This is a genomic window from Vibrio sp. B1Z05 (assembly GCF_052955985.1).
Genome location: NZ_CP130463.1, coordinates 2,734,640 through 2,759,632, shown reverse-complemented (window position 1 = coordinate 2,759,632; position 24,993 = coordinate 2,734,640). Strand labels below are relative to the sequence as shown.

Genomic DNA, 24,993 nt, shown 5'->3' with positions numbered 1-24,993 from the left:
TCAATCTATCCGACAAGCTGTGTTTATTACAGAAGGATAGGGCGATGGAATCCCCACTTACTAGCTTTATACAATCCCCCAATGCTACTCCAGCTTTTCGCGCAGCGGTTGACTCTGTTATTGAGTGCGCACGTGATGCTGGTTTTACAAATCTAATTATGGAATACAGGCAAGGCGATGGCTTTGCTGTCAGTCTAACTGCTCCTGAACAATCTTATAATCTAGCTGTAGACAACAGTGATTCATCACAACAATCTATTACCATTCACGATCAAAATAACCAGCACATCGCTTCTATCACAACGTTGTTTACCCAAGGCAAAGACATTGTCTGCCTCGTTAATGGCACTCAGTTTGAATGGGACTATGTGTCGGAAGAGTTTGCAACAACACACGATAGTTACATTGCCTGGTTATTGGTTTCACTTTCTCTTGGCTTTACGATTGAAGATTCTGCGCTAATTTCTCGTAGTGCACAGCATGTTTCATGTGAAACATGGCCATCAGATATCCGTTACTTTCCCCGCTTAAGAAACAATAATCTCGCAACAACAGTTCGTAAACAGACGCGATGCTTTGGTCTATATCCAGTAGTAGACAGCATAGAATTAGTGGAAGAGTTAGCTACTTGTGGTGTGGAAATTTTACAGCTCAGAATAAAAGACAAAGCGGCTAGTGAAGTTTCTGATGATGTAAAACGTGCTATTCAAATAGGCAAAGAACGTGGTGTTGATATCGTTATCAATGATTACTGGGGGCTTGCTTTAGAGTATGGAGCATCCTGTATTCATTTAGGCCAAGAGGACTTAGCTGAGCTAGAAGATAGCAGTTTATTGGATAGCGATATCGGTTTAGGTATCTCAACTCATGGCTATTTTGAGATTATCAATGCCTTGCAGTACAAACCTTCATACCTTGCATTGGGGCATATATTCCCAACTACCACAAAAGATATGCCTTCATCTCCGCAAGGACTGATCAAACTCAAACTATACCAAGCCCTTATTTCATCTATTGGTAAGCAAAGAGGATCACTCCTACCTAGTGTTGCGATTGGTGGTATTGATTTAGCGCGTGCGCCTAAGGTGATCGATACTGGTGTTTCGAGTGTGGCAGTGGTTAGGGCTGTAACATTAGCGGATGATAAGAAGAGAGCAGTCGATCAATTTCAAGTGTTGTTTAACTCTGAACAATCAGTGGATGGAGTGACCAATGCTCACTGATAAGGAATTTGTACGTTATCAACGGCAAATCATGTTGCCTGAGATCGGAGAGCAAGGACAGCAGTCACTATTAAACGCCAGGGTACTGGTTGTTGGTTGTGGTGGTTTAGGTAGCGCTGTGGCACTACAACTGGCAGGTGCTGGGGTGGGTAAGCTAGTTCTTTGTGATGATGACAGCGTAGAAATTAGTAACTTGCATCGACAATTAAGCTATCGCGAATCCGATCTTGGTAGCTCAAAGGCCATCTCTTTAGCCAATCAAGTTCGCCAGCTAAATTCCTCAATTAATGTACGCAGTGTTAATCGACGTATGAGCTTAGACACGTTGTTGTTAGAAGTTAACATGGCTGATCTGGTTGTAGATTGCAGTGATAACTTTCCTACCCGACAAGATATCAATAAAGCCTGCTTTTCTAATACCACGCCGTTAGTTTCTGGTGCTGCCATAGGCTGGGATGGTCAGCTTGCGTATTTTGATTATCAAGGAGAGAAAGCACCTTGCTATCACTGCCTATATCCATTTACCGAATCGAACCAAGCAACCAAATGTAGCGAATCAGGTGTGATGGGACCAAACGTAAATATGATTGCGAGTTTGCAATCGATGCTTGCGATACGTGCACTTATTGAACCTGAAACACTGAACGCGGCAGAGTTGATGGTCTTTCAAGGACGCACTATGACTCAACAAAAATTTGAAATTGCTAAAGATGACACCTGTGCCGTCTGCAAAAAAGGAAGTAATTGATGACTGATATTGCAATAACCATTAACGATAAGTCGATAACGCTTGGTGCTGATAGTACCTTAGTCGACGCATTGGAAAACCAAGGATTGCCAACCCAAGGCTGTGCAATTGCTCTAAACAATAAAGTTGTTCCACAATCAAAATGGGACAGCATCAAGCTACAGAAGGGCGACACTCTTTCTGTATTTCGCGCGATAGCTGGAGGCTAATTATGTTGAAAATAGCAGATAAGACATTTAATTCACGACTGTTTACCGGCACGGGTAAGTACGCAAACAACCAGTTAATGGCATCATCAATTGCTGCATCTGAATCCGAACTGGTGACTATGGCATTGAAGCGCGTAGATGTATTCGATAAACAAGATGATATTTTAGGTTCATTAAACAATATTGGCGTGAATTTATTACCCAATACTTCAGGCGCTAAGAATGCGCAGGATGCAATATTTGCTGCGCATCTAGCAAGAGAAGCCTTGCAAACTAACTGGCTTAAACTAGAGATTCATCCTGACCCTAAGTACTTAATGCCCGATCCAATCGAAACACTAAAAGCGGCAGAGCAGTTGGTTAAAGATGGCTTTGTAGTATTACCTTACTGCCATGCTGATCCTGTGTTATGTAAGCGCTTAGAAGAAGTAGGTTGCGCAGCCGTAATGCCACTTGGTGCTCCTATTGGCACCAATAAAGGCTTGGCCTCAATTGATTTCTTAAAGATTATTATCGAACAAGCAAATGTTCCGGTGATTGTTGACGCAGGAATTGGCGCTCCATCTCATGCTGCGCAAGCAATGGAAATTGGCGCAGATGCGGTTTTGGTCAATACCGCGATGGCAACTGCTGGCGATCCGATTGCAATTGGACGTGCTTTTAAGTTAGCGGTAGAAGCGGGTAGGATTGCTTACGAATCTGGCTTAGGCGCACAACAAGTTAAAGCGATGGCATCAAGCCCTATGACTGCATTTCTTGATTCCTCATACGAGGCGAAACTATGAGTTTTGTCGACGTATTCGAATCGATAGATTGGAGTGAAAGCTACCTATCTATTATGTCCAAAACCGCTACTGATGTAGAAAGAGCTTTGGCTAAAACGAAGCTAGATCTTGAAGACTTTAAAGCGCTCATTTCGCCAGCTGCAGAACCATACTTAGAAAACATGGCTCAGCTTTCTTACCAAAAAACGAGACAGCGTTTTGGTTCTACCATTGGTTTATATGTGCCTCTGTATCTTTCAAATCTTTGCTCTAATGATTGTACGTACTGCGGGTTCTCAATGAACAATCGCATTAAGCGTAAGACTCTAACTAAAGAAGAGATCGATTTAGAAGTTAATGTATTAAAAGCAATGAAGTTCGACAGCGTACTTTTAGTTACTGGTGAGCATCAGAAAAAAGTCGGTATGGAATATTTCCGCCAAGCCGTGCCTCAGATAAAAGAACAATTTAATTATCTGGCCATGGAAGTGCAGCCTCTTGAACAACAGGAATATGCTGAACTGAAAGGTCTTGGCTTGGACGCAGTCATGGTTTACCAAGAGACGTACAATCCATCCACGTATGCAGAGCATCACTTAAAAGGCTCGAAGACGGACTTTTACTATCGACTAGAAACTCCTGATAGATTGGCTAAAGCTGGAATAGACAAGATAGGTATTGGTGCATTAATTGGTTTAGATAACTGGCGAGTGGATAGCATGTTTGTTGCTTGTCATCTTGATTATCTAGAGAAAACATATTGGAAAACTCGCTATAGCATTTCATTGCCAAGGTTAAGACCTTGCGAGGGGGGTGTACAACCTAAGTCGATATTGAATGACAAACAGATGGTGCAATTGATTTGTGCTTATCGTCTATTCAATCAACATGTGGATATCTCTTTATCTACTCGTGAATCAGCTTCATTTAGAGACAACATCTTACCGTTAGGTGTTACTACTGTTTCGGCGGCATCTAAGACTCAGCCTGGTGGTTACGCAGTTGATATCGATGATCAAGAACTGGAGCAATTTGAAATATCGGATGAGCGAACAGCGTTAGAAGTTGAATCTGCAATTCGCAGTCGCGGTTTTGAACCGGTATGGAGAGATTGGACGTCGATTTATTCTGGTTAGTGTTTCACGTGAAACAGCAGAGAAATAAAATAGCCCCTCAATAATTGGATAACCAACTATTGAGGGGCTTTACTATTAGAGCTAGAGAGCTAGAGAGCTAGAGAGCTAGAGAGCTAGAGAGCTAGAGAGCTAGAGAGCTAGAGTTGCTTGTTGCAACCATTGCTTCACATCGCCATCAACTAGTGGTGATAAATCATTCCACACTTTTTGATGATACTCATTAAGCCATTCAATCTCATGCGCGGTCAGAAGTGACTGCTCGATATTACGTTTATCGATCGGTGCACGAGTTAGAGATTCAAAACCAAGCACAGAGAAGTCGCCTTGAGTTTCTATTTCCACCACGATCTCTAGGTTTTCAATACGGATACCAAACTCATCAGTTCGGTAATATCCTGGTTCATTTGAAAGAACCATACCAGCTTCTAATGGAATATTATTGTAGTTTTTAGAGATGCCTTGCGGGCCTTCATGCACACTTAAAAAGTGTCCTACACCATGACCTGTACCATGGTCATAATCAAAGCCTTGCGCCCACAAATGTTGACGAGCAAGAATATCCAATTGATGACCACAAGTGCCTTTCGGGAATCGAGCTTCGGCTAAAGCAATGTGACCTTTAAGTACCAAGGTAAATTGTTTCTTCATTTCCGAGGTTGGTTGACCGATCGCAATAGTACGAGTGATGTCTGTGGTGCCGTCTGGGTATTGACCGCCTGAATCCACTAGGTACATAGAGTTATCGTACACGACGCTTGGCGCCGGTTCGTTGTTGTGGTTGTAGTGACACATAGCGGCATTATTTGAAGCCGCTGAAATAGTATCAAAGCTAAGATCTGCTAGAGACTCATCTTCACGTCTAAAGGCTTCAAGTTGGTCTGCAATCTGTGCTTCATCGTGATATTGGCCTTTGGCATTTTCTGCATCAAACCAAGATAAGAACTTAACCATTGCCACACCATCGCGAACATGACAGTTTTTCATACCTAATGCTTCGACACTATTTTTGGTTGCTTTAGGCAGTCGACAAGGATCTGCGATAGGCAGAACTTCTGCACCCACTTCATTAAGAACGATGCCAAACCATGCGTTACTTGTCGCAGGATCTAGGATAACTTTTTTGTTATTCAAATTAGCTAAGCGTTCTTTTAGTTGGCTTGGTGAGAATAGAGTGACGCCTTCTCCAGTGTGCTGGTTAAACTCTGCAGGCACACGCTCTTGATCAATGAAGAACTCAAGCTGACCGTCGTTATGAATAATGGCGTGCGATAGCGCTGCTGGTAATCTTGATATGTCACTACCACGAATGTTGAGTAACCAACAGATGGAATCTAATGCTGTTAGTACTGCACTGTCAGCTTTATTTTCTTTTAATAGAGCCGCAATGTTGGTGCGTTTTTCTTGGCTACCCACACCGACCCATTCGTTACCCATTAGACGAAGATCGGAAAGGGCAACAGCAGGTCGATCGCTCCAAAGCTCATCAACAGGATTATTCTCAAAATAGATAAGGTCGTAATCTTCAGCTAAGGCTTGTTTGGCCGCATTTAACCAACGAGCAGAATGCATTTTAGGGTCAATGCCTACTTTGCTACCCGCTTTTAAATTAGCTTGAATCCAAGCGATAGGAGGGGTTTGAATTAGGTGCTGATACGAAAATACGTCAGATGGAGTTTGCTTAGTGACCTGAACCGTGTAGCGTCCGTCAACAAAGATAGCGGCATCTTCAGTTGTAACAACAGCGGCTCCAGCAGAGCCTGTGAAACCCGTTAGCCAATGTAAACGTTCGTTGTGCTCTGGAATGTATTCACCTAAGAACTCGTCTTCATGGGGAACAATAAAAGCATCAAGTTTATTTGTGTTTAACCAGTTACGGAAATCCGTAACTCGGCTATTAATCTGAGATGGCATAATCTCTCCTCATCATTACTACCTAATATGCGTATGGCAATTAAGCTACCCTTTTTGATGTCGCTGTGCAATTCTATAGTGCTCAACAAGCCTTTATATATTGGGAATGACAAGCATAGTAATTAACTTAGCAATCTCGCTTAGAAAAAGGCTTGATAATGGCGAGACAAATTTTGATTGTAGAGTTGTTTCTTATTCAGATCTTGTGGCTTTGTTCTCAAGTATTTTCCCAACACGATTTCTGAATAACAAATTACTGTGATTGCTGTAACTGAAAACAGTTCTAGTTTCGGATAAAAAAGTATATTCTATGTACAGGAAAGTTTTTCGTCCTACCGTGAGTTTTGATTTCTTCAAAACCCGATAAACTCTTATTTAAGTGAAGTAATATGGCACTAACGACTTACGAAATGGCTCGCAGATTAGAGCAACTTGAAGAGTCTCCAGAAAAAGTAATGTATGGTAAATTACTGGTAGAGCTCGGCAATCAAAGCGAAGAAAGAATTAGAAGTGCAGCTAAGCAACTCCCACTAACCACTCTTAAGGATATCGTATATCAGTTTCAAAAAGTGATTGAATCAAGAAAAGGTGAGCAAGTGGAATTAATGGCTCAGCAATTATCTAAAGATGGAATCACTATTGAAGATCTAAAAGCTTTTTTAAATAAATAGTTTCATTTAGGAAATGGCTACTTACTGCGATTCAATTCACTACGATTAAAAAATGTTTTGCTAAGTATATGGTCAGTCGAGAAGAATCCTGCTCCCCATATCACATTGATGAGAATCATTAAGCCCCAAAGTTGATGGTCATAAAAACCATTTTCCCAAAGGGCTGGGTAAGACACCACTGCCATGATATTAAACACAAATAAAATGGCTGCAAACAGTCGAGTGAATAATCCTAAAGCAAGAAGTACAGGAATTATAAGCTCAGTAGCCGTTCCTACATATGCGGCTATTTCCCACGGCAGTAATGGCACCTGATATTCATATTCAAATAAAAATAAAGTGCTCTCCCAGGTACTTATTTTAATTAAACCTGAATTGAAAAATACCCACGCCACCCAAAGTCTACAGAACAATAGTAGAAGCGGAACCGTTACGCGCTGTAAGTTGGATACTGTATTTTGATAGGCTTGATATTGAGTTTGAATGCTACTGTTCATATCCATTCCTTGTATTGATTTCAGCAATTGTAGGCATTAAGAACCCTGAAATTACCTCTTCTTTCACCAAAGACGAAATGTAAGGTAATAACGACTCATCAATTTGTGAGAGTGGGCGTTGGGCTTCTATGGCTAATAGAAGTTGGTAGCAATCGGCATCTAGAGCTTTGTAGTGGAGCTGTCCATCAGGGTTAATAGAGATAAAACCAGATTGAGCTTGTTGTATCTCTAAGTCATCAAATGAACGACGTTCAATGCCTGCCATAAGATCAAAGACAGCGATACTAGAATTAAAGCTAGAGACCCCAATATTGCTGGTTAGGCGAATATGTGGCTGTTGGTCCTCTGCTAGGTTAGTAAGGGCAGATAAAGGCAAACAGCCGATGTGTTGTTGATTATCGACTCTGTTTTGTAATTCATCACATAAGGCTTCAAAACGAGCCAGTTCAGTTAAGTAAGGTGCAACTTCTAACACTTTGGTAAATTGGCAAATAGTTTTATCAAACCCTTGTCCGTAATGAGACACATTTCCGCTCATTGAGGGTGTGGTTAATACATGTTGTCTGGCCATCTGCTCAAAGCATTCCTCTCCAACCATGGCCAGTGTATTTGGGTAAACAGCTTTAAGTACATCGCTTAAACTGAGAATAACGTTGTTTCTATACACTTGCATACGTTGCTCTGCCGAGAAGTGGTCGCTATGTATATCGCAATTTTCCGCAGCACCTTGGTAAATCAGTGACTGAGCAAAGTTGGCTTGTAGCTTGGCAAGAGAGATCATCACGCCACCTGTACATTGCTAATTTCATTTATGATGATGGAGGCTTTGTGTGCCTCGCCGAGCAAAACTTGTGGCTCAGGGATATCAGTGTCCCATTCAATTAAAGTAGGTACTGTTGGGTTGGTTTGATTCCAAGTGCGGTATAAATCCCACACTTCTTTGCAGACGTGCGTGCTGTGCGTATCAATCCATATTTTTTTATTTTGAATTTCTTTTACGGTGAACCCCGCAAGGTGTATCTCTTTTACTGCACTGTGTGTAATGGCGTTTAGGTAATGCTGTGCGTCAAAATCATGATTCAGCGATGAGACATAAATATTGTTTAGATCGAGCAGTAAATGGCAATCAGTACGGCGCTGAACTTCATTTAAAAACTCCCATTCAGCAATTGTTGAATGATTAAATCTTAGGTAACTGCTTGGGTTTTCGATTAGCAGAGGGCGTTGTAGGGCGTCTTGCACTTGCATCACGTTACGTACAAAAACCTGTAAAGCCTCTTCGGTGTATGGAAGTGGAAGTAAATCATTGAAATGCACACCGCCGTTTTCGCTCCAGCTTAAATGATCAGACACCATTGTCGGTTGCAGTTCATTAACTAGGTCGACTAATGCTTGGAGGTGTGAAGAGTCTGGTGTTTGTACTGAGCCTAGAGATAGCCCAACACCATGACATGAAACATCGTGTTGCTGGCGTATGCTTCTTAGTTGTTTACGCGCTAAAGAATTAACTTCAAAAAAATTTTCACTGTGTACTTCTAACCAAGAGAGATGATCTGGATTTTGTGCGAAGAAATCCAAGTGTGGATGACGTAATCCAACTCCAACTGCGCTATGAATATTATTATTTTGCATCTTAGTTAGCTCTATATTTTAGCGGGGAAAGAGGGGTACGATACAGCGGTACCCCAAGGGACTTACGAGGATGGGTTACGACGATGACATACTTCCGCCAGCTAATTTGTCACATAATCCTTTTGGTACCACAACAAAGGCATCTTTTTGATGATCTTCTTTTGATGTCCCTGCACAAGAACTGGTTTTAGTGGCGCAGTCATTTTGCCCTGCTTTTGCCACTCCATAGCACTTCTCTTTTTCTGCTGCTACGGCGTGGGTTGCGGTAAGCATAGTGCCACCTAAAGCCAGTAAACCAGTAACTGCCGCTGTAACTGCAAGATTAGACTTTTTCATAATATCTTCCTCAATATGATCCTTAGTTGTGTAGGCAATCGACAATGATTTGTTAATAGTATGTTGCGATTGCTTGTTAAAGAAGATGCGATGAATTAGGGATTTATTTCAAAGAAATTCAAAAAAGACCACTTTTTGCTCTAATGGTATGAAATATAAGAATAAGTTTTTTACGTAAAAAGTGATGAAATTGCAGGGTATGGAAGTTAGAGATTGTGTCGCTTACGCTGTATACTGACCATTAATGTATAAATAAACAGTAATAGATTGGAAAGGTACGATGGACGCATCATTATTACTCGATGGGCTAAACGACAAACAACGAGAGGCGGTAGCTGCCCCTTTAGGTAATCTATTGATTCTTGCTGGCGCAGGCAGTGGTAAAACTCGGGTATTAGTTCATCGTATTGCTTGGCTTATGTCAGTAGAGCAAGCCTCGCCATTTTCTGTTATGTCAGTAACTTTTACCAATAAAGCGGCGGCAGAAATGCGCGGTCGTATTGAAGAGTTAATGAGAGGCACAGCCTCTGGTATGTGGAATGGTACTTTCCATGGTATTTGTCATCGTATTCTTCGTGCTCATTATTTGGATGCGAAACTGCCAGAAGATTTCCAAATTTTAGATTCAGAAGATCAGCAGCGTTTATTGCGTCGTTTGATCAAAGCGCAAAACTTAGACGAAAAGCAGTGGCCAGCGAAGCAAGCGGCATGGTGGATCAACGGTAAAAAAGACGAAGGTTTAAGACCTTCACATATTGATAGCTACCACGATCCAGTGACTAAAACATGGTTACGTATCTATTCGGTTTATCAAGAAGCGTGTGATAGAGCAGGCTTGGTCGATTTTGCTGAGATTTTATTACGCTGCCACGAGTTACTGCGTGATAAACAACACATTCGCGAACACTATCAAGCCCGTTTTAAACATATTCTCGTGGATGAGTTTCAAGATACCAACAACATCCAATACGCTTGGCTTCGAATGATGGCAAGCCCTGAATGTAACGTCATGATCGTAGGTGATGATGACCAATCTATTTATGGCTGGCGCGGAGCGAAGATCGAGAATATTCAACGCTTCCTTAATGAGTTTAAACAAGCATCAACGGTTCGTCTTGAGCAAAACTATCGCTCGACCAAAAACATACTAACGGCGGCAAACCACTTGATTGCCAATAACGTTGAACGTATGGGGAAAGAGTTGTGGACCGATGGCAGTGATGGTGAACTTATCTCGGTTTACTCCGCTTACAATGAATTAGACGAAGCGCGTTTTGCGGTCAATAAAATCAAAGAATGGCAAAGCACTGGCGGAATGTTAAAAGATTCAGCCATTTTGTACCGCAATAACGCCCAATCTCGTGTTATGGAAGAGGCCTTAATCCAAGCCGGTATGCCATATCGTATTTATGGAGGAATGCGCTTCTTCGAACGTCAAGAGATCAAAGATGCTCTGGGTTATTTGCGTTTGATGTCCAATCGTAATGATGATGCTGCTTTTGAGCGTATCGTGAATACGCCAACGCGTGGCCTAGGGGAAAAAACCTTAGAAACTATTCGTTATGCCGCCAGAGATCGCGGCGCAACATTATGGCAAGCCAGTACTCAGTTATTGGAAGAAAAGGTGTTTGCGGGTCGTGCAGCAGGGGCTTTAGGGCGTTTTGTTGAGCTAGTGAATGCGCTTGAAGACGACACGGCACCTATGGAGCTACACAAAAAGACAGACCACGTTATTAAAGCATCCGGTTTGTTTGCTATGTATCAGCAAGAAAAAGGTGAAAAGGCACAAGCACGTATAGAAAACTTGGAAGAATTGGTCACGGCAACGCGTCAATATGAGAAGCCTGAAGAAGCAGATGAGATGAGCGATCTTACTGCATTCTTGACTCATGCTGCTTTAGAGGCGGGTGAAGGGCAAGCCGATGAGTTTGACGATGCCGTACAGCTTATGACGTTGCACAGTGCCAAAGGCTTGGAGTTTCCTCTAGTCTTTATGGTTGGTGTTGAAGAGGGGATGTTCCCGAGCCAAATGTCAGCAGAAGAAGCAGGGCGACTAGAAGAAGAGCGCAGGCTTTGTTATGTGGGAATGACGCGTGCAATGCAGAAGCTCTACCTGACCTATGCTGAGATGCGTCGTTTATACGGACAAGACAAATACCATAAACCGTCTCGATTTATCAAAGAGTTGCCAGAAGCATGTACCCAAGAAGTGCGCATGAAAGCTCAAGTAAGCCGACCGACTAATACTGGTCGATTTAGCCAAACCGTTAAGCAAGAAAGCTTCAATGAAACAGGCTTTGGTTTAGGGCAAAGAGTCAAACACCCTAAGTTTGGGGAAGGCACCATTATCAACTTTGAAGGCAGTGGCGCACAAAGTCGCGTTCAGGTTGCCTTTAATGGTGAAGGGATAAAGTGGCTGATTACTCAATACGCCAAATTAGAACAGCTTTAAAATTATTAAGCCCCAGCAATTTGCTGGGGCTTTTGCTATTAGGTGATGACAAAATTTTTGATGACTTGCGACTGGTTCTTCACTTATAAAATTAGGTTTAAATAGGGCCTGGGAGTGAGCGACAAGTTGGATTTTTGGTTCGCTGAGACCCTGTAAATATATCCTTGTAGTCTAAAAGTAATACCGTTTACTTAGATACATATACTGCAACACCTCTTAATCTAGTGTATGCATCTCCACGCTCTACGCGGATAGTATTGCCACTGGAATATAAACTCCCATCAGGACTTGTTGTAATTGCAGAACCATATGATGTTGTTGTATGCGGTGTATCTCGTTCATCTATAGCTGTTAGAATTATTCCGTTAGCTCCAATTTTTGCCGCTTCCTCTTTTAATCTTTGGATCGCTTCATTCATTAACGTGCTGCTTTTTTTAAAGTCATGACCTGCGCTAGAGGATACAATTCCAATTTCTTCGAAGTTTTTTGGTGCGACTCTATACAAATGAACTTTACTTGCCGGGATCGCGGGGCGTATATTACCTGTGACAATGGCGTTGCCATCCATGATGGTACAACCAGACATGATTGAAACGAAAAATAGTGTCACAAACGCTAATATAATTTTCATACTTTCCCCCTAAAATTAAAATGCCACTTAATATTTTCATGATGCATGTATGTGTATATCCATAAGACCGTATATCAACAGTTTCTAGATACTCTATCATATAAACGAGCATGGCAAGGCGCTGAACTAGGAGCTTTACGTCTCAGCTATCTAAGTGTCGGCAATAGTAATTTATTTATTAAAAGTTAGGTAGTTAGTTTGGCGTTGTTCTATCTTGCCTATCAATAGCAATTAGTAAATGAGCAAGTAGTAAGTAAAGAAAATCAGCCAATCAGTTATGCTTTCAGATAGGTAGCAGGTAGCTTGCGGGGTAATAAATAGCACATAAAGAAAAACCCCGAGAGCTTGCGCTCTTCGGGGTCGTTGTCTTACTTGCAGCAATCCGGCTACTAAGTGTGCTCCCTGCATCAAATCCTTGATAGTGTGCTGTTATCCTTCAGCGTATTCCTTTTCTCGCCATCCTAGCGGTGTCCATGTGACCTTATCCTGGTCTACTAACAATCCTCGTTAGTACGCTTCACTAAATCCTTTAGTGGTGTCCTTTACATCATCCTGATGTTCAGTCCTTTCCTCATCCAGAGGTGTCCATTGTCTTTCCTTAGTAGCAACCATCCTAGTTACTATTGCGTCCATTCAATGTCCAATTTGCTTTCCATGCCGACTATTCATCCTGAATAACCGAATCTTCATCCTGAAGAACACCTAATCCTTGGTGATTTCCTTTTCCGTGTCAGCTTCCTTCCGACCCTTTTAATATTAAGCTTTTCTCTAATTTGCTCAATAGGGTCAAAGGCAATTAATTTCAGTCATATATACACCTACAAATATCAACCTTTTAAAAAACAATAAGTTAGCTGTATATATCTTCATTTCTGGCATATATTCGCTTCGATCACGCACATCTTTGTAAGAGATCTCGCACAAAAATATGGTGAATGTCTTTATTGTCTGACCAATGAATGATCTATAAATGTTCTATTTTCAATCACTTACTTAGCCTAATAGAGTGTGAATAACGGCTTCACTGATGATGGTACAGCCCAAAATGGTAAACAAAAGACTACAAAGTAGATCGATATATTTTGCATATCGAGTCAAAGCTTGTTGTAAGCGTTGTGTTGATAAAGCCCAAGCAAGCAAAGCAAACCAGAAAAACGACAAGCTCCATAAGATAACTAAGGCTGCAAACTTGCCTTGCAGAGACATACTTTGAGGCACAAGAGTCGACATTAGACTGACAAAAAACACTAATGCTTTAGGGTTTAGTAGGTTAGTAGTAAACCCGCGCGTAAATGCCTGTCTTTTGCTGGTGAGAGTAAAATCTTTGCTTTTTTTCGGACTAGTTGAGGTTGTTTTTCGCTGATGGAATATGCTTTTTAAGCCATTTAAACCAAGATATGCGAGATAACTCCCTCCTAGCAACTGCACGATGAAAAACAGCTGTGGACGAGCATGTACGAGGTAACTGATTCCGGTTAAGCTAAGAATTGAATGGGTGAGAATCCCCATCGAAAGCCCAAGCGCAATTAAAACCCCAGTTTGACGTCCATAACGAGTCGAGTTTTGGACAACTAGAGCAAAATCAGGGCCGGGGCTCATTAAAGCAAGAAAGTGTATCCCTGCCAGTGTCATAAGGACGCGTAGTTCATTCATTTTTTGCGTGCCATAGAATTTTTAATGCCATCGTAACTAAAGATGACAAGTGCAACCCAAATGAACATGAAAGTAATAATTTTGTTTATGCTTAAATGCTCACCATAAACAGTGATGGCCAAAATAAACATCAAGCTTGGTCCTATGTATTGGAAAAAGCCGAGTGTAGATAACTTGATTCGGGTAGCCGCACCGGTAAAGCAAAGCAGTGGGGCAGTAGTGACTAAACCTGCGAGAATCAGTAAGGTATTTAGGCTCAAACTATTGTGTAGCAGGTTGGAAGTTTCGCTATTAGCAAAGAATACCCAATAAATAATAGTCAGGGGAACTAAGAATAAAGTTTCTATAAATAATCCAGTTTGTGCATCCAGGTTTACTTTTTTTCTTAATAGCCCATAAGCGCCAAAACTGCAGGCTAAAGCAAATGAGATATAGGGTATAGAACCAAACGCAATTAGCTCAATGGCTACACCTAAAAATGCGAGAGCGACCGCAACCCATTGAATTGCTCGTAGGCGCTCCTTTAAGAAGATCATCCCAAGAATAATATTGACCAGTGGGTTGATGTAATAGCCTAAGCTCGCTTCTAACATATGGTTGCTATTGATAGCCCAAATAAATATCAACCAATTCAAACCAATAAGCACAGAAGACGAGATTAAATAAATCAGTTTTGTTTTATTTTTTAATACCTCACGTACACAGTGCCAACCTTGGCCAAAGTGAATCAGTCCGGCAAGTAAAAAGAACGACCATATAATACGGTGCATCAGTATCTCAGAAGCGGGCACAGCGGCTAATGCTTTGAAGTATATGGGAGATATTCCCCACATGGTGTAAGCCATAATGGCAAATATCACACCTTGTCGAGTGCGTTGTTGAGCTTGGGGATCCATAAATTTCTCGGGATACTGACTGGAAAAGAGGGAAGTATAGAGAGCCTATAGACTCAGAGCCAGTAAAATGCGGTTTCCATCCTAGATCATCCCCTTTACAATGAGCGCTCATTTCGACTAATCACCAACAGGTAATACATTCTACATGTCCACCCATCTGCCTATGATTGAGGAATCTGATACTCAAGCAACACCTCAGCGCGTACTAGAGGATGTATTTGGCTATCAAGAATTTCGTGATGGACAACAAGAGGTAGTGGAGGCCGCACTGTCTGGTCGAGACTCGATGGTGATCATGCCAACCGGTGGTGGTAAGTCATTGTGTTACCAAGTGCCTATGCTAGTGGCTCCGGGAATGGGGCTGGTTATCTCTCCTCTTATCTCTTTGATGAAAGACCAAGTGGACCAGTTAAAAGCGAATGGTGTTGCGGCTGAGTGCATTAACTCTAGTATGAGTCGAGAAGATTTGCTGTCGGTGTATAACCGAATGCATCAAGGCAAAATTAAGCTGATTTACGTTTCACCTGAGCGTGTGTTGATGCGTGATTTTATGGAGCGTATCCAGTATTTAGAAATCAATTTAATTGCCATTGATGAAGCACACTGTATCTCTCAATGGGGACATGATTTTAGACCTGAATATGCCTCTCTAGGACAGTTGAAACAGCGATTTAGCCATGTACCATTTATGGCTCTCACGGCAACGGCTGACGACACCACTCGTCTCGATATTGATGCGCGATTACAACTTAATGATCCTTTGTTTTACTTGGGCAGTTTCGATAGACCCAATATTCGCTATACCTTGGTAGAAAAAGCAAAACCTGTTGCGCAGATCATTCGCTATTTGGCTACGCAAAAAGGGCAGTGCGGCATTATTTATTGTGGCAGTCGTAAAAAAGTAGAAATGCTTACCGAGAAGCTGTGCAATAACGGCATTCGCGCTATGGGATACCATGCCGGAATGGAGTCTGATGAACGTGCTTATGTTCAAGAAGCCTTTCAAAAAGACGATATTCAAATTGTAGTGGCAACAGTGGCGTTTGGTATGGGGATCAATAAACCCAACGTGCGTTTTGTACTGCACTTTGATATTCCAAGAAATATAGAGTCCTATTACCAAGAAACCGGCCGTGCCGGTCGTGATGGTTTGCCTGCTGAGGCAATGACGCTCTATGATCCATCGGACATCAACTGGCTACGCCGTATGTTGGATGAGAAAGAAGATGAACAACAGAAAAAGGTAGAGATGCACAAGCTAAATGCCATGAGTGCATTTGCTGAAGCACAAACCTGCCGTCGCCAAGTATTGCTGCATTATTTTGGTGAGTATCGCGAAAAAGCATGCGGTAACTGTGATATTTGTATCGACCCTCCGAAAACCTTTGATGGAACAGAAGCGGCGCGAAAAGCATTGTCTTGTGTGTATCGAGTGAAACAATCGTTCGGCATGGGTTATGTCACTGAAGTATTGCGTGGCATGCAAAATATTCGTATTCGAGAAAATGGTCATGACAAAATCTCGACTTACGGTATTGGACGTGAAAACAGCCATGATTACTGGGTAAGCATCATGCGTCAGTTGGTGCACAAAGGACTACTGACACAAAATATTGCTCGTAACTCTACCTTGCAATTGACCGAAGAAGCGCGCCCATTACTGCGCGGTGAAATGACATTAGAGTTGGCCGTACCAAGATTGGATCTAACACTATCCTCTAAGTCAGATAAGACGCCAACTAAGCACTACGATAAAAAGCTATTTGCCAAATTGCGTAATCTTCGTAAGCGAGTGGCAGACGAAGAAGGATTACCACCTTATGTAGTGTTTAACGATGCTACTTTGATTGATATGGCGGATATTCTGCCTACTTCATACGGTGAAATGCTGGCGGTGAATGGTGTAGGGCAACGTAAACTTGATAAATACGCCGATAAATTTTTAGATTTGATTCAGGAGCATATTACAGGTGTCTAGTTTTTTCCTTCGTCATTTAGACCTAGAAAATGGGCGACTATCACTGGTTGCTCCTTCTTTTGATCACGATGACTTTGCCGTTATAGGGCAAAAATTTGTCGACTTGATTGATGCTAGCGTTATTGAGAAGCAACAAGATGCGGATCTACATTCATGGTTGATCGACTTTGAAGGTTGCCAATTGATGCTTCGTGCCGAACACTATAGTGAAGCTATGTGGTTAGAGAGCTTATCTGCGACAGAATCACAGCCAGAGCTACAGTTTTTGGCTAGCCTAGTGGCTAAAGGCATTTAATAACAGGTATTTAATAGCACGTACTTAATAAAAATAGGGTACTAGGTTTCACATGAAACCTGAACATTTATCAATCAACTCTTTTATAAACTTAAGCTTCGTAAGCTAATAGCTGATAAGTCTTAGCATTGTTCATCTATTGCACAATTGTATGCGTTATGTATAATGCCGAGCCCGCCATTTGGCTGGACTTTAAAATTTGAGATGAAGCAAACTGCTTCGAATGGGTTCCCTCGCCCCCATCTACTAAAAAGGTACAGTATGAACCGTTTTGATCCGTCCCAACTGCGTAAAGCGCTATTCCTGTTAGCGTCCTTCCACTTAATCATTATTGCTTCTAGTAATTATCTTGTGCAGCTGCCATTTACCGTATTTGGTTTCCATACCACTTGGGGTGCATTTACTTTTCCGTTTGTGTTTTTGGCTACTGATTTGACTGTGCGTATTTTTGGCGCACCAATGGCTCGTAAGATCATTTTCTTAGTCATGCTCCCTTCGTTGTTAGTGTCGTATTTGTTATCTGTCATCTTTTTTGAAGGGCAATTTCAAGGTATGGCGCCGCTCGCTGAATTTAACTTATTCGTTGCGCGAATCGCGATTGCTTCATTTATGGCTTACTTACTAGGGCAAATATTAGATGTGCACGTATTTAATCGTCTACGTCAAATGAAGCAGTGGTGGATAGCGCCAACGTGCTCCACGCTATTTGGTAATGCATTGGATACATTGGCATTCTTTGGTATTGCGTTTTACAACAGCCCTGATGCGTTTATGGCGCAACATTGGCAGGAAATTGCGCTGGTTGATTACACCTTTAAGCTGATCATTAGCTTAGGCTTATTTGTTCCTATGTACGGTGTATTGCTGAATTATCTTATTCGCAAGCTTACCACTCGTTCAGAGCAGGGGCTTCCTGCTCAGGCATAGAAGATAAACTTAGAGCTACGTATTGATACTAAAAGCCCCAATAGTTGAGCAGTCAATTATTGGGGCTTTTAAGTATGTACTGACGATCTAAATGGTGGTTATTAATGCATTGAGCAGTAGTGTTGCCAAAGCTTATTGGCTTCCTGATCGGCCAGTTGTTTATCTTTTAGTTTGTTAAACAGTAAGGCCGTCAAAGAAGAAACTACATGATTGGCCATTTGCACTTTGTCGTCTTCGACAGTGCCCAGAGGGCAGTGTGTAGGCGTACTAATTGCTTCGTTGTAAATCTCATTCCAATAGTGTGCATGTAAGCCCTCACTATCACTTGACCAAACAGTTTGACTTACCTTGGGGTTATATTCTGATTCTCCAGATACCCCTTTAAAAGACACCACAGAGCAGCTTGAGTGACCAATATTGGTTTCTATTTCAGCGTGCAGTTCTTGAAATCCTGGGTGAAAACTTCCGCGAACACCGTATTTCGCACTACCTGGGTTAAGCCCCCTTACTACGGTATTCATTGGAGTGCGCAGACCGTAGCGCTTTTTCCAGTCCAGCATTTTTTCTGCTATCGGCGCAAAGTGAGCTAAAGGTAGGTAGGCAATATTGGATGATTCGATGAATGAGGCAGCCTGAGTAATATCTTGCGCTTGTTGAATATTAAGCTTAGCTAAATAGTGTTGGCTATGGATACGGTCTGAGCCGATATCCAAATGTCCGTGAATAAGCACTTTATAGCCGGCTTCTGCCAAGATAGAAGCGGCAATTAAGTTCCACGGCAGTGCTTGTTGCTGTCCATTTGCATCCAGTTTACTTTTCTTACCTGCGTAACAAGGCCAGTCAATATCCACTTCTATTTTGGGTAGTCGCTGGTGGAAGGCTTTGGTGAATCCTGCAATTTCGGCGGCAGTTTCATTATTGACTCGAATGAGCATCATCAACATTGCCATTTGATCATCATCGATCATACCGTCGAGGTATTGATCCATCACGGCGTAGGCCTGATCAAAAGAAAGTGGTTTACGACCTCTTTCTCCGCGACCGACACAACGGATACATTCTAAAATTATGCTCATTAACTAAGCTCTCCTTGCTTAAGTTTCTATAGAAAAGTTTAGCTCCTATCCTATAGAAGTTGTCATGTAAAAAAGCCCAACTTATTGAGCTGGGCTGATTGAATTAAATTTGTTTGATTTGCAGGGGCCAGTTTTGGTCACTTTGCCGATGCGCTTCAATTTCGAGTTCTGCAACGGTCAATGGATTAAGCAAACACCAGCTTGCCTCTATGCTTAAATCGAGGTTTTTCCCTTGGGCTTGTAGGCTAACATGAGGTTGCAGGTCAACGTTGCGCCTATGGGTTAACAACACAGATAGCCTTAAAATTCGCAGGATGTTTTCAGCGCTTTGCCGGCTGACCGCATGTTGCTCAGGTAAAGATGACAGGGCATCTTTATAGCGAGCGGTAATTTCTGCTAATAGAGATTTTTGTGCTTGTGTATAGCCCGGTAGGTCAAGGTACTGCAACAGGTAGGCATTGTGTTTGCCAGCCTTTTTGAAATCGATAGTCAGACCGATTTCGTGCAATTGAGCGGCGGCTTTTAATAGGTCGATAGCGACAGGTTCGGTTAAGAAGTTTGCCCCACACTGCTCAACTAACTTTAATGCGGTGTGTGAGACTTGCTGAGCGTAGTCTTGATCCAGTTGGAAGCGTTGTTGGACGCTCGCTAAGGTGCGCTGACGAATATCGTCTTGATGCAGCTCCTTAATCATTTCATACACCATACCTTCGCGTAATGCTCCGCCCGCGAGGGTCATGTCTTCTATTTCTAGCAGTTCAAAGATGGCTAATAAAATGGACAGTCCGCTAGGGAACACCAGTGCTCGTTCTAGGGTTAAACCTTCAATCTCAAGCTCTTCTAGTGCATTAGAGCGCATGGCTTGCTTTTGCAAGCGCTTGAGTTTGGAGTGAGTAATCACTTCGTCCATACCTTGCGCTAGCATTATCTCTTGCAGTGCTTGAACTGTACCACTTGCTCCGACACACATGTCCCAACCCAGCTGAGTATATTCATGCAATACCGGTGCTAAGGTTTGCTTCGCGGCCTCAATGGCACTGCGAAAGTTTTCAGCGGTAAGTTGTCTATCACTAAAGTGTTGCTCTAACCAAGTAACACAGCCCATTTGCAGGCTATGTAGCACTTTGGCATCAAAGCCTTCTCCGATAATAAGTTCGGTACTTGCGCCGCCAATATCGACAACAAGACGTTTTCCTTTACCACCGGAGGTGTGAGCAACACCTTTATAGATAGTTGCCGCTTCTTCGTCTCCAGAGATGACTTGAATATTCTTACCTAGAATATGGTTCGCCTTCTCTAAAAACACATCAATATTCGTGGCGACACGCAATGTTGCTGTACCCACAATACGGATGTTCTGTTCAGGTATATCTTGTAAGCGTTCGGCAAACAGAGACAAACAGTCCCAACCTCTTTGCATTGCTTCTTGGCTTAATGCGTTAGTGCTGTCTAATCCAGCAGCTAAACGAACTTTGCGTTTGATTTTTGCCATAGTTCGAACGCTTCCATGAACGTGTTTAACCACAAGCATGTGGAAGCTGTTCGAGCCAAGGTCAATGGCGGCATAAAGAGGAGATGAGTTTGTCATAACCAGATTAGCTATTCCCTGATGGTTTGTTGTAAGGTCGAGATGGTCGATTATTACGTCGCTGGTTGTTATTGCGACCTTGTGGTTTGCCACCAGGACGACGGTTGCTTGACGAGTGACGTAAACGAATAGGTTTTGGTAATTCTTGAATTAGTGCTTCCGGATCATAATCTGATGCTGGAATTGAATGACCAATATATTCTTCAATCGCAGGTAGATTGATAGCGTATTCTTCACAAGCAAAGCTGATTGAATGTCCGCTTTCTCCTGCACGACCTGTACGACCGATACGGTGAACATAATCTTCACTGTCATCGGGTAGGTCATAGTTGAATACGTGCGTAACAAGAGGAATATGCAGACCACGAGCGGCAACATCGGTGGCAACTAAGAAGTCTAATTCGCCAGCAGAGAATTGCTCTAAAATGCGTTCACGTTTTTTCTGAGGAATGTCCCCAGTTAAAAGACCTACACGATGCTCATCAGCGGCTAAATAACCCCATACTTGTTCACACTTATATTTAGTGTTGGCAAAGATAATGGCTTTCTCTGGCCAATCTTGCTCAATCAAGGTCATTAGTAGAGCAATTTTATCTTCGTTAGAAGGTTGGAATAACTCTTCTTTAATTCGCACATTTGTTCGGCGCTCAGGCTCAACTTCTACATGCTCAGGATTATTCATGTGTTCAAACGCTAATTCTTGTACGCGATAAGACAGCGTGGCAGAGAAAAGCATGTTTAGACGATCTTTAGGTTCAGGCATACGACGGAACAAAAAGCGAATGTCTTTAATAAAGCCTAAATCAAACATTCGATCAGCTTCGTCTAATACAACGGCTTGAATGTGATTTAGATTAAATGCTTTCTGTTTAAAGAAATCGATAATACGACCAGTCGTACCAATTAAGATATCAACACCCTGTTGAATCTCATGGAGCTGCTTATCGTAGCTTTCACCACCATAAGCAAGGGCCGCTTTTACCCCCGTACTTGCAATCAAAGATTCAGCATCTCGATGGATCTGAATCGCCAATTCACGTGTTGGCGCCATAATAATGGCACGCGGTTGGTTCACTGCTCGAGACTCATCGGCAGGGTTTTTTAGTAGGTAATCAAAAGTAGCGGTTAGAAAGGCTAATGTTTTACCAGTACCCGTCTGAGCTTGCCCCGCAATGTCTTGGCCAGTGAGCAGTACTGGCAGCGCTAACGCTTGAATCGGAGTACAATACTCAAATCCTTTTGCTTGCAATCCAGTAATAATACTAGGGTGCAAATCGAAGTCGGCGAATTTTTGCTCTGTGATGTGTGTCTTTTTCATGAACATAGAATATCAGCTTACGCTTGCATTAAGAAAGGAAATCCATTCCAATAGGCAATCTAATTGCTGATGATCATCTAATCGGCAACAGAAAATTGATTTGGAGCTAAAGATGAGCGATAAGATTTTGCAGCTTTCTGACGATGGTTTTGAAAGTGATGTAATTAAAGCTGCAGGCCCTGTGCTGGTAGATTTTTGGGCAGAATGGTGTGGCCCTTGTAAAATGATTGCCCCTATTTTGAATGAAATATCTGAAGAGTACGCTGGTAAGCTTACCATTGGTAAGCTAAATATCGATCACAACCCAGCAACGCCACCAAAATATGGTATCCGTGGTATCCCAACACTATTGTTGTTTAAAGACGGCAGTGTGGCAGCTACCAAGGTAGGCGCGCTATCAAAAACTCAACTAAAAGAGTTCTTGGACGCAAATATCTAAAATAAAAACTTAAATTAACCGTGTATTTCTCAGTACACGGTTTTGTTTTTTCCATAAGCTAGACTACGCTTGTTTTTAGTGCTAGTTTATTGCACGTAAATCATACAATTTTCATTTCTTGGTCGATCCTGAGACCAAATCTCTCTTAACTAACACATACAGATCTTATTTTGACTACTAAATCTAATATAAAGACCGTTACCAAATCGAATTCAAAATCGACCACTATGAACTTGACTGAGTTGAAGAAAAGACCTGTCTCGGATTTAGTGAAGCTTGGTGAGAGCCTTGGTCTTGAAGACCTTGCTAGGTTGAGAAAACAGGACATCATTTTCGCTACGCTAAAAGCTCACGCTAAAAGCGGTGAAGATATCTTTGGCGATGGCGTCCTTGAAATTCTACAAGATGGATTTGGTTTTCTGCGCAGTTCAGATAGCTCATATCTAGCTGGCCCAGATGACATCTATGTATCTCCAAGTCAGATTCGACGTTTTAATTTACGTACAGGCGACAGCATTGCAGGAAAAATTCGTCCACCAAAAGATGGCGAACGTTACTTTGCACTGTTAAAAGTTAACTCTGTTAACCACGATAAGCCCGATAACGCACGTAATAAAATCTTATTTGAAAACCTGACTCCACTGCATGCCAATGAACGTATGACAATGGAAGTAGGTAATGGTGCGACAGAAGATATTACTGCTCGTATCTTAGACTTAGCCTCGCCAATCGGTAAAGGCCAACGTGGCTTGATCGTTGCTCCGCCAAAAGCGGGTAAGACAATGTTGCTACAAAACATTGCACAAAGCATTGCTCGTAACCACCCAGAGTGTGAGTTGATGGTTCTGCTAATTGATGAGCGTCCTGAAGAAGTAACTGAAATGCAACGCCTAGTTCAAGGTGAAGTAGTGGCTTCAACATTTGATGAACCAGCATCAAGACACGTACAAGTGGCTGAGATGATCATCGAAAAAGCGAAACGTCTTGTAGAGCACAAAAAAGACGTGGTTATCTTACTTGATTCAATCACTCGTCTTGCTCGTGCATATAACACCGTGATTCCATCATCAGGTAAAGTACTGACCGGTGGTGTAGATGCCAATGCTCTACATCGTCCTAAGCGTTTCTTCGGTGCCGCTCGTAACGTTGAGGAAGGTGGAAGCCTGACTATCATCGCTACAGCACTTGTCGATACCGGTTCTAAAATGGATGAAGTTATTTACGAAGAGTTTAAGGGTACCGGTAATATGGAACTACACTTAAACCGTAAGATTGCAGAGAAGCGAGTTTTCCCAGCAATCGACTTCAATCGTTCAGGTACGCGTCGTGAAGAATTACTGACGAAACCAGATGAGCTACAGAAGATGTGGATTCTGCGTAAGATTGTTCATCCAATGGGTGAAATCGATGCAATGGAATTCTTAATTGATAAGTTAGCAATGACTAAAACAAACAATGAATTTTTTGATGCAATGAGACGCCAGTAACAAGGCATCTTAAAAACTGCATCTCAGTAATTCGTAGTTTATTGAACTTATTGTTAAAAACGTCACCTAATTAGGTGACGTTTTTTAATCGTTGGTTTTAATAACTAAGATATAAAGCCAGGAAGGCGAGTACAATTACAAGGAGCGAGAGTATGCATAAAAGGCTATTAGTAATATTGCTATCCGTCATGTTAAGTGGCCTAAGCATGGTGCAGGCGGTTGAGTTAACTCAACAACAAAAACAGCAAATGCTTGCCGATACTCAATCTCATGATGACGCTCAACGTATTGTCGCACTCGCACTTTCTGACCAATCAGACAAAGCAAACTTTGACCTGCTACGCATTAAACAACCCCAACAAGAAGTAGTAAGATTTCTCGCCATCAAGTCTATTGCAGAAAATCATCCACAATACACCTCCGATCTGGCCGTTTTCGTTGATTCTCAGCGTAAAGTTCCATCCTCTTTAACCTTAGTCGAGCAAGGCGATGGATTCCGTTTTAGCTCTCCCGCATTTGCCTACCAACAGTTAGCGCAACGTTTAATGGATGATTGGGATTTAAATGAACAAGAGATGAATTTTTACATCGCTGTTGAGAATGGAAAACTGAATTTACGCACATGGCTGACGGAAAACCCTGAGCTTACCTCTCCTAGAGAAAGACTGCTGATTGAGAATGTAGTAAAGCTATCGGAAGATGGGATGAGCTTTCTTGCCCAACAAGTCACCACCAATAATGTTGTATCTTGGTTACCCAGTACCGAAGTGATGGTGGCTATAGCCTCTGCTTCGCACAGTCCTGAGTTATACAATATCCTTTGGAAGATGAAGACCAATAGTGCAGTTAACCGCGAATTAGAAAGGCTAGGCGCAGATGGCAGTGAATTTTCGATACAACAGTTAATCTTGGCCAGTAGTAATCCTTCTCTCAATAAGCGTAGCCTGCAATTGTTAGCCAAGTACGCACCCACCTCCCAACCAGCAGAAGATTTCTTGGTATCGAAGATGAACAATAGAAATGATGCTCAAGTGATATCGACCAGTATTCAAGAATACGGATATAGCAGCTGGTTTAAGCAGTGGGTGATCGAGCACCCAGAACTCTTTAATCATTAAATTTGTTA

Annotated in this window: 24 protein-coding genes; 13 read left to right on the top strand and 11 right to left on the bottom strand. The window is 42.1% G+C overall.

The features are described from left to right. Positions 1 to 44: 44 nt before the first annotated feature. From QV280_RS12645 to thiH, 5 genes are read left to right on the top strand one after another with little or no spacing between them, the layout of a single operon-like run. Entirely contained in the window at positions 45 to 1,223 is a 1,179-nt protein-coding gene (locus tag QV280_RS12645) for a thiamine phosphate synthase (RefSeq protein WP_152822894.1), read from the top strand. Next, positions 1,213 to 1,971 carry a HesA/MoeB/ThiF family protein gene (locus tag QV280_RS12640; protein ID WP_023405365.1) on the top strand — a complete coding sequence of 253 codons (759 nt, stop codon included), beginning with the start codon at positions 1,213 to 1,215 and terminating at the stop codon, positions 1,969 to 1,971. The genes QV280_RS12645 and QV280_RS12640 overlap by 11 nt, the downstream gene beginning before the upstream one ends. Then, entirely contained in the window at positions 1,971 to 2,180 is a 210-nt protein-coding gene (gene thiS, locus QV280_RS12635) for a sulfur carrier protein ThiS (RefSeq protein ID WP_023405364.1), read from the top strand. The genes QV280_RS12640 and thiS overlap by 1 nt, the downstream gene beginning before the upstream one ends. 2 nt (positions 2,181 to 2,182) lie before the next feature. Beyond that, on the top strand, positions 2,183 to 2,965 hold the full coding sequence (locus QV280_RS12630) for a thiazole synthase (RefSeq protein ID WP_023405363.1): 783 nt from the start codon (positions 2,183 to 2,185) through the stop codon (positions 2,963 to 2,965). Further along, positions 2,962 to 4,080, top strand: coding sequence for a 2-iminoacetate synthase ThiH (thiH, locus tag QV280_RS12625; RefSeq protein WP_023405362.1), 1,119 nt, complete (start codon positions 2,962 to 2,964; stop codon positions 4,078 to 4,080). Before QV280_RS12630 ends, thiH begins: the two co-directional genes overlap by 4 nt. A gap of 129 nt (positions 4,081 to 4,209) precedes the next feature. On the opposite strand, the gene QV280_RS12620 is transcribed toward thiH, so the two are convergent. After that, complete coding sequence (locus QV280_RS12620; RefSeq protein ID WP_152822896.1) at positions 4,210 to 5,991, bottom strand: aminopeptidase P family protein; 1,782 nt, start codon at positions 5,989 to 5,991, stop codon at positions 4,210 to 4,212. Between the two features lie 389 nt (positions 5,992 to 6,380). Between QV280_RS12620 and tsrA the strand changes: the two genes are divergently transcribed. After that, the gene (gene tsrA, locus QV280_RS12615; protein ID WP_023405360.1) at positions 6,381 to 6,662 is read left to right on the top strand and encodes an H-NS-like global regulator TsrA; all 282 of its coding nucleotides are present in this window, start codon (positions 6,381 to 6,383) and stop codon (positions 6,660 to 6,662) included. A 17-nt stretch (positions 6,663 to 6,679) separates the two neighbouring features. Here tsrA and QV280_RS12610 read toward each other — a convergent pair whose 3' ends face one another. From QV280_RS12610 to QV280_RS12595, 4 genes are all read right to left on the bottom strand, one after another. Beyond that, the gene (locus tag QV280_RS12610) at positions 6,680 to 7,159 is read right to left on the bottom strand and encodes a DoxX family protein (RefSeq protein WP_023405359.1); all 480 of its coding nucleotides are present in this window, start codon (positions 7,157 to 7,159) and stop codon (positions 6,680 to 6,682) included. Further along, positions 7,149 to 7,940 carry an HvfC/BufC N-terminal domain-containing protein gene (locus QV280_RS12605; RefSeq protein WP_152822899.1) on the bottom strand — a complete coding sequence of 264 codons (792 nt, stop codon included), beginning with the start codon at positions 7,938 to 7,940 and terminating at the stop codon, positions 7,149 to 7,151. Before QV280_RS12605 ends, QV280_RS12610 begins: the two co-directional genes overlap by 11 nt. After that, complete coding sequence (bufB, locus tag QV280_RS12600) at positions 7,940 to 8,791, bottom strand: MNIO family bufferin maturase (protein ID WP_152822901.1); 852 nt, start codon at positions 8,789 to 8,791, stop codon at positions 7,940 to 7,942. The genes QV280_RS12605 and bufB overlap by 1 nt, the downstream gene beginning before the upstream one ends. A gap of 75 nt (positions 8,792 to 8,866) precedes the next feature. Beyond that, on the bottom strand, positions 8,867 to 9,127 hold the full coding sequence (locus tag QV280_RS12595) for a BufA1 family periplasmic bufferin-type metallophore (protein ID WP_152822903.1): 261 nt from the start codon (positions 9,125 to 9,127) through the stop codon (positions 8,867 to 8,869). Between the two features lie 280 nt (positions 9,128 to 9,407). Here QV280_RS12595 and uvrD point away from each other — a divergent pair, with 280 nt between their 5' ends. After that, positions 9,408 to 11,579: a DNA helicase II gene (uvrD, locus tag QV280_RS12590; protein ID WP_023405356.1), complete on the top strand. Its 2,172-nt coding sequence runs from the start codon at positions 9,408 to 9,410 to the stop codon at positions 11,577 to 11,579. Between the two features lie 187 nt (positions 11,580 to 11,766). Here uvrD and QV280_RS12585 read toward each other — a convergent pair whose 3' ends face one another. From QV280_RS12585 to rarD, 3 genes are all read right to left on the bottom strand, one after another. Next, the gene (locus QV280_RS12585) at positions 11,767 to 12,210 is read right to left on the bottom strand and encodes a hypothetical protein (RefSeq protein WP_152822905.1); all 444 of its coding nucleotides are present in this window, start codon (positions 12,208 to 12,210) and stop codon (positions 11,767 to 11,769) included. Positions 12,211 to 13,203: 993 nt separating this feature from the next. Next, on the bottom strand, positions 13,204 to 13,863 hold the full coding sequence (locus QV280_RS12580) for a LysE family translocator (RefSeq protein WP_152822907.1): 660 nt from the start codon (positions 13,861 to 13,863) through the stop codon (positions 13,204 to 13,206). Continuing rightward, positions 13,860 to 14,759 carry an EamA family transporter RarD gene (rarD, locus tag QV280_RS12575; protein ID WP_152822909.1) on the bottom strand — a complete coding sequence of 300 codons (900 nt, stop codon included), beginning with the start codon at positions 14,757 to 14,759 and terminating at the stop codon, positions 13,860 to 13,862. Before rarD ends, QV280_RS12580 begins: the two co-directional genes overlap by 4 nt. 163 nt (positions 14,760 to 14,922) lie before the next feature. Here rarD and recQ point away from each other — a divergent pair, with 163 nt between their 5' ends. The 3 genes from recQ to QV280_RS12560 all read left to right on the top strand — a co-directional run bounded on the left by recQ (position 14,923) and on the right by QV280_RS12560 (position 17,959). Continuing rightward, complete coding sequence (gene recQ / locus QV280_RS12570; RefSeq protein ID WP_084309191.1) at positions 14,923 to 16,737, top strand: ATP-dependent DNA helicase RecQ; 1,815 nt, start codon at positions 14,923 to 14,925, stop codon at positions 16,735 to 16,737. Continuing rightward, the gene (locus QV280_RS12565; RefSeq protein WP_373277913.1) at positions 16,721 to 17,032 is read left to right on the top strand and encodes a DUF3630 family protein; all 312 of its coding nucleotides are present in this window, start codon (positions 16,721 to 16,723) and stop codon (positions 17,030 to 17,032) included. Before recQ ends, QV280_RS12565 begins: the two co-directional genes overlap by 17 nt. A gap of 261 nt (positions 17,033 to 17,293) precedes the next feature. Continuing rightward, complete coding sequence (locus QV280_RS12560; RefSeq protein ID WP_152822912.1) at positions 17,294 to 17,959, top strand: 7-cyano-7-deazaguanine/7-aminomethyl-7-deazaguanine transporter; 666 nt, start codon at positions 17,294 to 17,296, stop codon at positions 17,957 to 17,959. A gap of 101 nt (positions 17,960 to 18,060) precedes the next feature. Here the strand turns inward: QV280_RS12560 and QV280_RS12555 are convergent, their stop codons facing one another. The 3 genes from QV280_RS12555 to rhlB all read right to left on the bottom strand — a co-directional run bounded on the left by QV280_RS12555 (position 18,061) and on the right by rhlB (position 21,941). Beyond that, complete coding sequence (locus tag QV280_RS12555; RefSeq protein ID WP_152822914.1) at positions 18,061 to 19,035, bottom strand: glycosyl transferase family protein; 975 nt, start codon at positions 19,033 to 19,035, stop codon at positions 18,061 to 18,063. Positions 19,036 to 19,138: 103 nt separating this feature from the next. After that, positions 19,139 to 20,623 carry a guanosine-5'-triphosphate,3'-diphosphate diphosphatase gene (gene gppA / locus QV280_RS12550; protein ID WP_152822916.1) on the bottom strand — a complete coding sequence of 495 codons (1,485 nt, stop codon included), beginning with the start codon at positions 20,621 to 20,623 and terminating at the stop codon, positions 19,139 to 19,141. A 7-nt stretch (positions 20,624 to 20,630) separates the two neighbouring features. Next, entirely contained in the window at positions 20,631 to 21,941 is a 1,311-nt protein-coding gene (gene rhlB, locus QV280_RS12545; protein WP_039971187.1) for an ATP-dependent RNA helicase RhlB, read from the bottom strand. Between the two features lie 112 nt (positions 21,942 to 22,053). On the opposite strand from rhlB, the gene trxA reads away from it, so the two are divergent. The 3 genes from trxA to QV280_RS12530 all read left to right on the top strand — a co-directional run bounded on the left by trxA (position 22,054) and on the right by QV280_RS12530 (position 24,985). Continuing rightward, positions 22,054 to 22,380, top strand: a complete 327-nt coding sequence (trxA, locus tag QV280_RS12540; protein WP_023405346.1) for a thioredoxin TrxA — start codon at positions 22,054 to 22,056, stop codon at positions 22,378 to 22,380. Between the two features lie 227 nt (positions 22,381 to 22,607). Then, positions 22,608 to 23,867 carry a transcription termination factor Rho gene (gene rho, locus QV280_RS12535; protein ID WP_152822919.1) on the top strand — a complete coding sequence of 420 codons (1,260 nt, stop codon included), beginning with the start codon at positions 22,608 to 22,610 and terminating at the stop codon, positions 23,865 to 23,867. Positions 23,868 to 24,019: 152 nt separating this feature from the next. Continuing rightward, on the top strand, positions 24,020 to 24,985 hold the full coding sequence (locus QV280_RS12530; RefSeq protein WP_023405344.1) for a hypothetical protein: 966 nt from the start codon (positions 24,020 to 24,022) through the stop codon (positions 24,983 to 24,985). Positions 24,986 to 24,993: the final 8 nt, after the last annotated feature.